Source organism: Dactylosporangium cerinum (genome assembly GCF_042653625.1).
In the GTDB taxonomy this organism is placed as follows: Bacteria; Actinomycetota; Actinomycetes; order Mycobacteriales; family Micromonosporaceae; genus Dactylosporangium; species Dactylosporangium cerinum.
This window is the reverse complement of record NZ_JBHSIU010000037.1, coordinates 391,047-400,888: the sequence shown is the minus strand read 5'-3', so window position 1 is coordinate 400,888 and position 9,842 is coordinate 391,047. Positions and strand designations below refer to the sequence as shown.

General features: G+C 71.3%; 7 protein-coding genes and 1 tRNA gene. 4 read left to right on the top strand and 4 right to left on the bottom strand.

The genetic code is table 11. The features are described 5' to 3' along the window. Positions 1-912 precede the first annotated feature (912 nt). Complete coding sequence (locus tag ACFPIJ_RS28455; RefSeq protein WP_380119153.1) at positions 913-3,510, bottom strand: Hsp70 family protein; 2,598 nt, start codon at positions 3,508-3,510, stop codon at positions 913-915. Between the two features lie 47 nt (positions 3,511-3,557). Between ACFPIJ_RS28455 and ACFPIJ_RS28450 the strand changes: the two genes are divergently transcribed. Together ACFPIJ_RS28450 and ACFPIJ_RS28445 are read left to right on the top strand one after the other, a co-directional pair. Continuing rightward, positions 3,558-4,010 (top strand): peroxiredoxin, encoded by a 453-nt coding sequence (locus tag ACFPIJ_RS28450; RefSeq protein WP_380119151.1) that lies wholly within the window; start codon positions 3,558-3,560, stop codon positions 4,008-4,010. A 72-nt stretch (positions 4,011-4,082) separates the two neighbouring features. Further along, positions 4,083-4,154, top strand: a tRNA-Val gene (locus tag ACFPIJ_RS28445). A gap of 419 nt (positions 4,155-4,573) precedes the next feature. Here ACFPIJ_RS28445 and ACFPIJ_RS28440 read toward each other — a convergent pair. Both ACFPIJ_RS28440 and ACFPIJ_RS28435 read right to left on the bottom strand, forming a co-directional pair. After that, the gene (locus ACFPIJ_RS28440) at positions 4,574-5,152 is read right to left on the bottom strand and encodes a GYD domain-containing protein (protein WP_380119148.1); all 579 of its coding nucleotides are present in this window, start codon (positions 5,150-5,152) and stop codon (positions 4,574-4,576) included. Positions 5,153-5,205: 53 nt separating this feature from the next. Next, a complete protein-coding gene (locus ACFPIJ_RS28435) occupies positions 5,206-7,158 on the bottom strand; it encodes a methyl-accepting chemotaxis protein (RefSeq protein ID WP_380119146.1) in 1,953 nt (650 codons plus the stop codon). An 81-nt stretch (positions 7,159-7,239) separates the two neighbouring features. Here ACFPIJ_RS28435 and ACFPIJ_RS28430 point away from each other — a divergent pair, with 81 nt between their 5' ends. Then, positions 7,240-7,695 (top strand): hypothetical protein, encoded by a 456-nt coding sequence (locus ACFPIJ_RS28430; RefSeq protein ID WP_380119144.1) that lies wholly within the window; start codon positions 7,240-7,242, stop codon positions 7,693-7,695. Here the strand turns inward: ACFPIJ_RS28430 and ACFPIJ_RS28425 are convergent. Beyond that, the gene (locus ACFPIJ_RS28425; RefSeq protein WP_380119141.1) at positions 7,682-8,491 is read right to left on the bottom strand and encodes an aldo/keto reductase; all 810 of its coding nucleotides are present in this window, start codon (positions 8,489-8,491) and stop codon (positions 7,682-7,684) included. The two genes, ACFPIJ_RS28430 and ACFPIJ_RS28425, sit on opposite strands and share 14 nt — an antisense overlap. Between ACFPIJ_RS28425 and ACFPIJ_RS28420 the strand changes: the two genes are divergently transcribed. Further along, positions 8,490-9,839 (top strand): GH1 family beta-glucosidase, encoded by a 1,350-nt coding sequence (locus tag ACFPIJ_RS28420; RefSeq protein WP_380119140.1) that lies wholly within the window; start codon positions 8,490-8,492, stop codon positions 9,837-9,839. The genes ACFPIJ_RS28425 and ACFPIJ_RS28420 overlap by 2 nt on opposite strands. The last annotated feature ends 3 nt before the right edge of the window (positions 9,840-9,842 follow it).

Here is a 9,842-nt window from a genome sequence, read left to right as displayed (position 1 = left end):
CCCGGCCCGCTCGCCCGGCCCGCTCGCCCGGCCCGCTCGCCCGGCCCGCTCGCCCGGCCCGCTCGCCCGGCCCGCTCGCCCGGCCCGCTCGCCCGGCCTCGCCGGCCTGATGTGACTCGCACCGGCCGCGCCCGATCTTCGCGTGCCGTCGCCAATTCCGCCCCTCCCCGGCGTGCCTTCCTCTCCTCGCCAGCCGGTAGAAGCCGGGGTCGATCCCGATGCCGCGGAGTCAACGCTGCGGGCCTGCGGTCAATGGGCCTGCACTGACGGCCAGAACCGTCCTTCGATCACGCCGCCAAGATCGAATCAGTGCCTGGCGTGGGTCAGTGTTCCCGGACGCGGGCCGCTCGGTCCTGCCGCCATGATCGAAGGACGGCCGCGGCCGCTCGGACGGCCAGCACGCTCCTTCGATCACCGGAAAGATCCACTCCGGGCGGAACAAAAAGTACACAGAGACCTATCCGGACACGGTCCCGCCGGATCGGACGCTCCAACCCCTCCCGGCGACCGCGCTTCGTTCCAGTCAAGATCGAACGGACGTGGGAGCAGTGGAGTCTCGCCATCGCCTGATCCCGCCAGTTCCGGCGCGGTCGCACCGCCACCGTTCGACCGACGCATGAACCATCGCACCGCTCGGTCACGGGCTGTCGTCGGACCCGATCGTGGCGATCTGCGCGTGATCGGGTGAATGCCGGCAGCGCCGCCTGATCGCCGGTAGGGCCGGTCACATCCCCGGACGCCAGGGGTGCGACCAGGGCACCGTCCGAACGTGACCCCGCCCCCTACAGCCGGTCGCCGCGTCGCGGACTCGGGCCGGGCACCGTCACGGGCCCGGTCGCCGCGTCGCGGGCGCCGGCCAGGGCACCGTCACTGGGTTGTCGCGACGGATGCCCGGGCCGGGCGGGGTGGGCGTCAGGGCGCCGACTTGGTCGAGGTCGGCTTCGGCGTTGCGGTCGTCGACGGCGGGCTGGACCAGCCCGACCTCGAAGGGCTGGGCGAGGTGGTCTGGTTGCCGCCGCCGGAGTTGGACTGGGGCTGCCAGACGCGCACCTCCGAGAAGGTGACGTTGGCGGGGTCCGCGGCCGTGAAAGCACCCAGGTTGACCTTGCCGCGCTTGATCAGGTCGTGGTTCTTCGTGCCGAGCTTGGTGCCGTTGACCCAGACCGAGATCTCGGTGCCGATGGCGACCAGGGTCACGTACGGGTCGCCCTCGATCTTGACGGGCCACGAGGCCAGTTCGTTGTCCGGGCTGGGGGCGTTGTCGCCCAGGGCGTACAGGCGGATGACGCCGTCGCAGACGCCGACCGTGTAGCCGCGGTCACCGGTGCGGGCCCAGATGCCGGCGCAGCCGGTTTCCCGGTGCACCTTCGCCTCGATACCGACGTCGGTCAGCGACACGTTGAGCGGGTCCTTCAATGTGCAGCCGGTCAGGCCCTGCCGCTCGGACGTGACGTGCAGGTTGCTGTCGGTCGCTTCGCACCTGCCGCCCTCGGACTCGTCCTGTGACATCCACAGGTCGTGCAGGCCGCGCTGCGGGAACAGCTTCCAGTTGTTGGGCAGCCACGACGGGCGTTCCTCGCGGGGCTTCGCGGGGATGTCCAGCACCTGGCTGGTCGACGACGAGGACGGGGCGGGGGTGGTGCTGGTCGAGGTCGAGGGCTGCTGATCGGCGGTGTTGTCGGACTTGTTGTTGCCGACCTCCGTGTAGACCACGTAACCGGCCAGGCCCAGCGCCAGGATCAGGATGCCGACCAGGAGCGGGACCGCCACGTTGCGCCGGCGGGGCGGCGGCAGCGGCTCCTCCCGCGGGATCGGCGGCGCGTAGTCCATGCGCGTCGCCGAGGGCGACACGTAGCCCTGCTGCACCGGCGGCTGCGCGAACCGCGGCGGCTGCGGCGGCTGGACCGGTGCGTGACCCTGCTGGTAGGCCTGCTGGTAGCCCGCCTGCTGCACCGGCGGCGGGGTCGTCGGACGGATCCGCTGGGTGGCCTCGGCATCACCGAAGCCGGGGCTGACCGGCGCACCCGCCGGGTAGCCGCCGTGGAACCCGCCAGGGCCGCCGCTCACCGGCGGCGGCGCGCTGACCGGCACGTTGCTCGCAGGTGGCGCGCTCATCGGCGGCCCGCTCATGGGCGGTGAACTCATCGGAGGCGCGCTCATCGGAGGGCTGCTCACGGGAGGGGCGCTCATCGGCACGGCGCTGACCGGCGCCACACCGCCGGGTGGCGTGGCGACCGCCCCCTGCGGGAATCCCGCGGCCTGCGCCGCCTGAGCCCCGCCGTAGATCGCACCGGCCGCGCCCGCGGCACCCGCGACGGCCTGCCCCTGACCGCCCTGCGGCGGCTGCGCGCCCGGCGGCTTCGCGAGGCCACCCTGCTGCGCCCCACCAGGCGCCCCACCCGGCGCCGCGGCGGCCGGCGCGGCCGCGCCGGGCTGGACGCCGACATTCACCCACGCGCGGAGGCTGCCCTCGGCGACCACCATCTCCGGCTGCTCGATGATCGTCGGCGCGACCCCGAGCTCCTTCTGCAGCAGCGTCGCAACGAGCGGGATCCGGCTCGAGCCGCCGACCAGGAACAGCCCGGCGAGCTTGCTGTTGTCCAGCCCGGCCCAGCGGACCACGGCCGCCGTGGTGCGGACCGTCTGCTCCAGCATCGGCCGGGCGAGGTCCTCGAACGCCTCGCGGGTGATGGCGACGTCGGCGGCCGCGATCGGCACGTGCAGCCCCGTCGTGGGGGTCCGCGACAGCATCTCCTTCGCCACCCGGGCGTCGTCCCACAGCAGCCGGCGGTGCCGGCGGTCCTCGGTGGTCTGCGGGCTCTCCAGCCGCGCCCACACCGGAGCGTCTTCCAGCTGCCGCTTCGCGTGGTCGACGATCAACGCGTCGAGGTCGATGCCGCCCAGATCGTCGATGCCGTCGACCGCGCGCACGTCGAAACCGTCCCCGGCGCGGGTCACCACGCTGGCGTCGAAGGTGCCGCCGCCGAAGTCGTACACGAGCAGGCCCTGCTCCGCGGTGAGGGGCTTCTGCAGCACACCGGCGAAATAGTGCGCGGCGGCCACCGGCTCGGGCATGAGCGCCGGCTGTGGCAGCCCGGCGATCGTCGCGCCCTCCACGAGCGCCAGGCGCCGCGACACGCCCCACGCCGCCGGGTGCGTCAGCGTCACCGCGCCGACCTGCCCACCGGCGACCCGGCGAGCCTCCGACGCGACGTGCGACAGCACCGCCCCGATCAACGCCGGGACCGTGAACTCACGGTCACCGAGCAGCACCGTGCCGTCGTCGATGCGCCGCTTCGGGCTCGCCTCGAACCGCGCCGGGTCGACCCGGGCCGCGTGCACCGCATCGCGGCCGACGAGGACCTGCCCGTCGGGCTGCGCGTAGACGCAGGACGGCAGCAACGGCGAACCGTCGAACAGCAAGGGGCGGACCCGCCCATCCGGCCACGCGAGCAGCGCAACGGTATGGGAGGTCCCGAAGTCGATGCCCAGACGCGGACCGGCAGCCATGCGGGCGAGTGTAGGCCCCCGGTACGACACCTGGCATGCTCGTGCCCATGACGGTCGACGTCGGCGGCGAGGCGCCGGACTTCGTGCTCAGGGACCAGAACAACCAGGAGGTCCGCCTGTCGGATTTCCGCGGCCGTAAAGCCGTGCTCCTGGTCTTCTACCCGCTCGCCTTCACCGGCACCTGCCAGGGCGAACTGTCCACGGCCGGCGACTTCCAGTCCGACGCCGTGCAGGTCCTCACCGTCAGCGTCGACTCGCCCTACAGCCACAAGGTCTGGGCCGACCGGGAAGGCTATGACTTCCCTCTCCTGTCGGACTTCTGGCCGCACGGGGCGGTGGCTCAGGCGTACGGGGTCTTCAACGACCAGCGCGGCTTCGCCGACCGCGGCACGTTCCTCATCGACACCGCCGGCGTCGTCAGGTTCGCCGAGCACCACGGCCCGGGCACGGCCCGCGACCAGGATGCCTGGCGGACAGCGATCGCATCGTTGCAGAGCTGATACACATCTGGTACCGACTGGGGCGGATGAGGCGCGGCAGGTAGCATCCTGGATACCCGGGACAGCAGTTCGGGGCGCGTAGCTCAGTGGAAGAGCACCCGCCTTACAAGCGGGGGGTCGTTGGTTCGAACCCAACCGTGCCCACAGTGTTTTCTGCGCCTTCGGCGCGGCGGGGGTTCCCACCCGCACCTCCATGGCCGCTGCACGGCCACTGACCGGCGCTGCGCGCGGTCAGCTCACCAACTCTTGTGGCGGTATCGCCGGCCGCGCTCTGCGCCTTCGCTGGACGGACCACCACCTTGCCGTCCGCACGGGGTCGCGCCTGGTCCGCCGCTGCCCGCGTCCGACCAGGTCAGACTACTCGTGGGTACGACACTTCCGGCCCGCTGGAGCGCCCTCCCTCCCGTGTGCGACACGGGCGTCCTGGGCCGCGGCCCGCCCTCCGAAGCTCATCGCGGTGGACGGCCGGCACGCAGGGCACCCTGGAGGCCAGGCTCGGCTTGCGGGCGCAGCCGCTGGAGGGCGCCGGTCGAACCGTAGATCCGGCGCGGCGGCCAGCCCGATCAGGCGCCAGGTGCGCGGTATTCGACAGCCTGCCGAACCGCTTGGTCGACCTCTGCAGGGCTGAGCAGCACCACGGTCCTGGTGGTTGCTCCACCGGATGCGCCGATCGCGAAAGCGACGGCGGCGGCGGACTTGTTGTCGGGCAGTTCGCAAATCACATGCGTGTCTTGCTCGCCGAATGTGAAGTCGAACGATTCAAGGTGCCCACCGACACTTTCGGCCATCTTGCCGGCCGCTTCGACCCGCCCGCTGCCACCGTCCTGCATGAGCCCGCGGAGTCCGTCGAGCGTGTAAGTCGCCTCGATGAGAAATCTGGGCATCGAGATCACCCCCTCCCGAACAAGGGTAGTCGCCGGGCTGCACCGGCCGGAGCGGTCTGACAGCCGGCGGCAGAACCGCTCCATTGAGGTGGCCTCGACGATGGAAATGTGTGCTACGCGCTCCAGGAACGGCGGGCGACTTTCGGTGGCCATCACCAGCGCGTCGGCCAGGGCGGTGCGCGCAACGTGATCCTGGAGCAGAGCACCAAAGGAGGCGGCCGGCATCCCAAGGCGCGGCCAGCGTCCGTACGGCAACACCTACGGCAACCGGCACGAACGCTGGGGGACTGCGCGAACCGGCGGTGGCAGGATCACCTCAACATCGACGGTCGGAGGTTCGCGTGGACGCGCCGGAGTGGCAGTACCTGGTCCCGTTCAGCGGGAGCGTGGCCGCCGCACTCGCACAGCTTCGTGCCGACTTGTTTACCCCTGATGACTACTACTGGCCGCACGGCGGCGATCGGCTGAAGCCGACGGCGGAGGATGAGCTGCTGTCCGACGGGTGGATCCTGGAGGACAGCACTCATTCGATCTTGGATATCTTCGAGGTTGGTGTCGGCGATCCCGCCGACGATGACGCCTACTGCAAAACCTTTGAGGTGACGGACGCCGAGTGCGAGCGGGCGCTTGGCACGACACGGGTGACGGCGGACGACTTGGCGCGCCTGGATGGCCAGCTGGCGGAAACCCTCGGCCACCTTCTCACGGGCTACGGGGTTGGGCGACATCTGATCATCTACGCCGACGGGATGCCCGACCAGATCTTGTTCTTCGGCCACTCGGGAGACTGACCAACGCCACGCAGACCGCTTGCGGCACGACGGGTTCGGACAGGCTCTTTGAACTGCGGAAATCCCGACCATCCTACAAGCGGGGGGTCGTTGGTTCGAACCCAACCGTGCCCACTTGACCGGCGACGGCCCCCGCACAGACGGGGGCCGTTGCCGTCCAGCACCGTCAGTAGCGGAACGAATGAACGATGGTGCGCAGGCTGCCGGAGAGCTCGGCCAGGCTACCCGGCGGCTGATGTCGTCGGTGGCCCGGGCGGTCTCCTGGGCGAGGTCCTTGACCTCGGAGGCGACGACCGCGAAGCCCTTCCCCGCGGCGCCCGCGCGGGCCGCCTCGATGGTGGCGTTGAGGGCCAGGAGGTTCGTCTGCTCGGCGATCGAGGTGATCACCTTGATGACGTTGCCGATCTCGGCGGAGGAGTCGCCGAGCTTGCTCATGACGGTGTTGGTGGTGCCGGCGACCTCGACGGCGCGGCCGGCGACGGTCACGGCCTGGGTGGCGCTCTGGGCGATCTCGCGGATCGAGGCGCCCATCTCGGTGGCGCCGGCGGCGACGGTGGAGATGGCGCCGGACATCTCGGTGGCCAGGCCGGCGACGGCGCTGGCCTGGCGGGCGCCGGTCGCGGCGCCGCCGGAGCTCTGCGCGCTGGTGGTGGCGAGCTCCTCGGAGGCGCTGGCGAGGACCGTCGAGTGCTCGGCCAGGGTCGCCACCGTCCGGCGCAGGTTGCCGGTGGCGGTCCGCAGGGCGTCGGCCATCTGGCCCACCTCGTCGCGCTGGTCGACGGCCGGGTCCTGGGTGAGGTCGCCGTCGGCGACGGCGCGCAGGACGTGCGAGACGCGGCCCAGCGGTTGCACGATCGAGCGGGCGATGTACAGCGCGAGCGCGACGGCCAGGGCGAGCGCGACGGCGAGCAGGACGATGACGGTGAAGCGGACCGAGGACACCGTGTCGCCGAACTCCTTGCCCGCGACCAGTGCCGCGTCGGCGCAGGCGATCTCCGTGTCGATGAGCCCTTCGTACACCTTGCGCAGCTCGCGGTTCGGGCCGAAGGCGGCGGTCACGGCGGCCGCCCGGTCGGTGCCGAACAGGGTGAACTCCGCCCGCAGCGCGGTGAACCAGGCGTCGGTGGCGGTCTGGATCTCCTGGACGGCGGCGTCGGACCGGGCCAGGGCCAGCGCCGAGGCCAGCGCGGTGTTGACCGTCTCCTGCCGGCCGAGCGCCTCGTCGCGGAAGGTGACGTCACCGCCGAGGAGGTAGCCGCGTTCGTCGTTGGCGGCCGCCTTCGCGGTGAGGGCCGCCTTGTTCAGCGCGGTGATGTACGGCACCGAGTGGCCGACCTCTTCGTTGCGGGTGTGGCTCAGCCCCGCGATGCCGACGAGGGCGAAGATCCCGGTCGCGGCGGTGCCGGCGATCGCGACGGCCGCGACGATGAGGATCTTGGTGTAGACGCGGAGGGAGCCCAGCCAGCGGCGCATGGGGACGTCCTTTCGGATGTTCTGTCCCGCTGAACGGCCGACGGCGACGGCATCTGAGGAAAAGCAGGCGAAGATGTCGCCGTGGACAGTTGGGTGCCGTTCCGCCGGTCGGACACCGCGAAGGTGGTCGACCTGGTGCGTGCCGTCGCGGACGCCCGCGACCCGGGTGAGCACGGCGAGGGCGTCGAGGTCGTGCTGGAGGCCCCGCGGACGCGGTGGTGGCGGGCGTTGTTCAACCGGGACGACGCCCTCGCTCAGGCGCGGATCGTGGTGACCCGCGACGGCGGTGCGGTGCGCCACCCGTTCGACATCCAGCTGGTCACCGCGCACGGCGCCGACGCGGCGCACCGGCTCGGGAGGCGCACCGGATGGGCCGTGAGCAACTCCAACGGCCTGGCGTTTCTCATCCACAAGGGGCCGGACCCCGACTTCGGCGAGCTGGTGACCGGCGCGGTCGAGGCCCTGGCGAAGCTGCGCCGCCAGCCCCGCGACGGGGGCTGGCGGGCCAGGGTGGACCGGGGCATCACAAGGAGTTGATGGTCTCCAGCTCGTCCGCGGACAGCGAGAAGCCGAGCACCGACAGGTTCTCGGTCATCCGCTCCCGGCGGGTCGACTTCGGGATGATGACGATGTCGTGGTGCAGCTGCCAGCGCAGCACCACCTGCGGCACCGTCACGCCGTGCGCCGCCGCGATCGCGACCAGCCGCGGATCGTCCAGGGGCGTGTTCTTCAGCGAGCTGTACCCCTCCACGACGACCCGCCGGGCGCGCATGTCGGCGAGGAAGTGCTCGTCGTGCTGGGCCGGGCTCCACGCGACCTGGTTGACGACGGGCACGTCGCCGGTCTCCTTGATCAGCTGGTCGATGAGCGCGGTGTCGTAGTTGCTGACCCCGATCGAGCGGGTCAGGCCGGCGTCGCGGGCCGCCTGGAACGCCACCCAGGTCGGCACCGACTTCGCCCGCGACGGCGGCCAGTGGATGAGCCACAGGTCGACGTGGTCGACGCCGAGCGCCTTGAGGCTGGCCTCGATCGTCTGCCGCTCCAGGCCGGACTGCGACGGCGGGAGCTTCGTGGTGATGAAGATGTCCGAACGGTCCACGCCGCTGTCGCGCAGCGCCCTGCCGATCTGCTCCTCGTTGCCGTACATGGTGGCGGTGTCGATGTGCCGGTAACCGACGTCGAGCGCGGTGCGGGTCGACTCGTACGCCGACGAGCCGGTGATCTGCCAGGTGCCGAAGCCGATGGTCGGCAGCTGCACCCCCGGAGCGAGCTCGACGGTCGGGATCTCGTGTGCCATGGCCCAATACTGCCCCAGCCGGTAGCGTGCGATCATGTCGGACTTTCCTCCCGGGTTCCAGTTCGGTGTCTCGACCGCCGCGTACCAGATCGAGGGCGCCGCGGAGAAGGACGGCCGCGGCCTGTCCATCTGGGACACGTTCAGCCGCACCCCCGGCACGACCAGGGGCGGTGCCACCGGCGACGTCGCCTGCGACCACTACCACCGGTGGGAGTCCGACCTCGACCTGATCCAGGAGCTCGGCGCCACCGCGTACCGGTTCTCGATCTCCTGGCCCCGCGTCCAGCCGACCGGCGCCGGCCCCGCCAACGCCGCCGGCCTGGCGTTCTACGACCGGCTCGTCGACGGCCTGCTCGCCCGCGGCATCGACCCGCTCGTGACCCTGTTCCACTGGGACCTGCCGCAGGCCCTGCAGGACCTCGGCGGCTGGGGCAACCGCGACACCGCGATGCGCCTCGGTGAGTACGCCGAACTCGTCGGCGAGGCCCTCGGCGACCGGGTGAAACTGTGGGTGACGCTCAACGAGCCCTACATCCACCTGGTGCTCGGTCACGTCCTGGGCGTCCACGCCCCCGGCCAGCAGCTCGGCCTGGACCTGCTCCCGGTCATCCACCACCAGCTCCTCGGCCACGGCCTGGCCGTGTCGGCGCTGCGCCGGGTGTCCACCGCGCCGATCACCCTCGCCAACAACTACTCGCCGGTGTGGCCGGCGAGCGACGCCGAGGACGACCAGACCTCCGCCATGTTCTACGACCTGGTGCAGAACCGGCTCTTCACCGACCCGGTCCTGCTCGGCGCGTACCCGCCGATCGTCGAGGGGCTCACCACCGCCGACATCGACTCGATCGTCCTGGACGGCGACCTGCAGGTCATCTCCCAGCCGATCGACGCCCTGGGCGTCAACTACTACAACCCGAGCCTCGTCGGCGCCCCGCAGCCCGGTGAGGACCTGCCGTTCCACCGCGCCGAGACCATCCCCGGCTACCCGACCACCGACTTCGGCTGGCCGGTCGTGCCGTCGGCGCTGCGGGACCTGCTGGTGACGTTGCGCGACACGTACGGCGAGAAGCTCCCGCCGATCTGGATCACCGAGAGCGGCTGTTCCTACGCACCGGTCGACGACCAGTTCCGCATCGACTACCACGCCGGCCACCTCACCGCCGTCCGCGAGGCGATCGCGGCCGGGGTCGACGTCCGCGGCTACTGTGCCTGGTCACTGCTGGACAATTTCGAGTGGGCCGAGGGCTACGACCAGCGCTTCGGCCTCGTCCACGTCGACTTCGACACCCAGGAGCGGACCAGGCGGCGGTCCTTCGACTGGTTCCGGGAGGTTTGCACCTCAGCTGCACCCCGCCCGGACTTGCAGGGCGGACCGACCGGATGACAT

Bases quoted from the DNA above. Each gene is read 5' to 3' on its own strand.
- ACFPIJ_RS28450 (WP_380119151.1), top strand. From the start codon at position 3,558: ATGACGGTCGACGTCGGCGGCGAGGCGCCGGACTTCGTGCTCAGGGAC.
- ACFPIJ_RS28420 (WP_380119140.1), top strand. From the start codon at position 8,490: ATGTCGGACTTTCCTCCCGGGTTCCAGTTCGGTGTCTCGACCGCCGCG.
- ACFPIJ_RS28435 (WP_380119146.1), bottom strand. From the start codon at position 7,158: ATGCGCCGCTGGCTGGGCTCCCTCCGCGTCTACACCAAGATCCTCATC.
- ACFPIJ_RS28455 (WP_380119153.1), bottom strand. From the start codon at position 3,510: ATGGCTGCCGGTCCGCGTCTGGGCATCGACTTCGGGACCTCCCATACC.
- ACFPIJ_RS28425 (WP_380119141.1), bottom strand. From the start codon at position 8,491: ATGATCGCACGCTACCGGCTGGGGCAGTATTGGGCCATGGCACACGAG.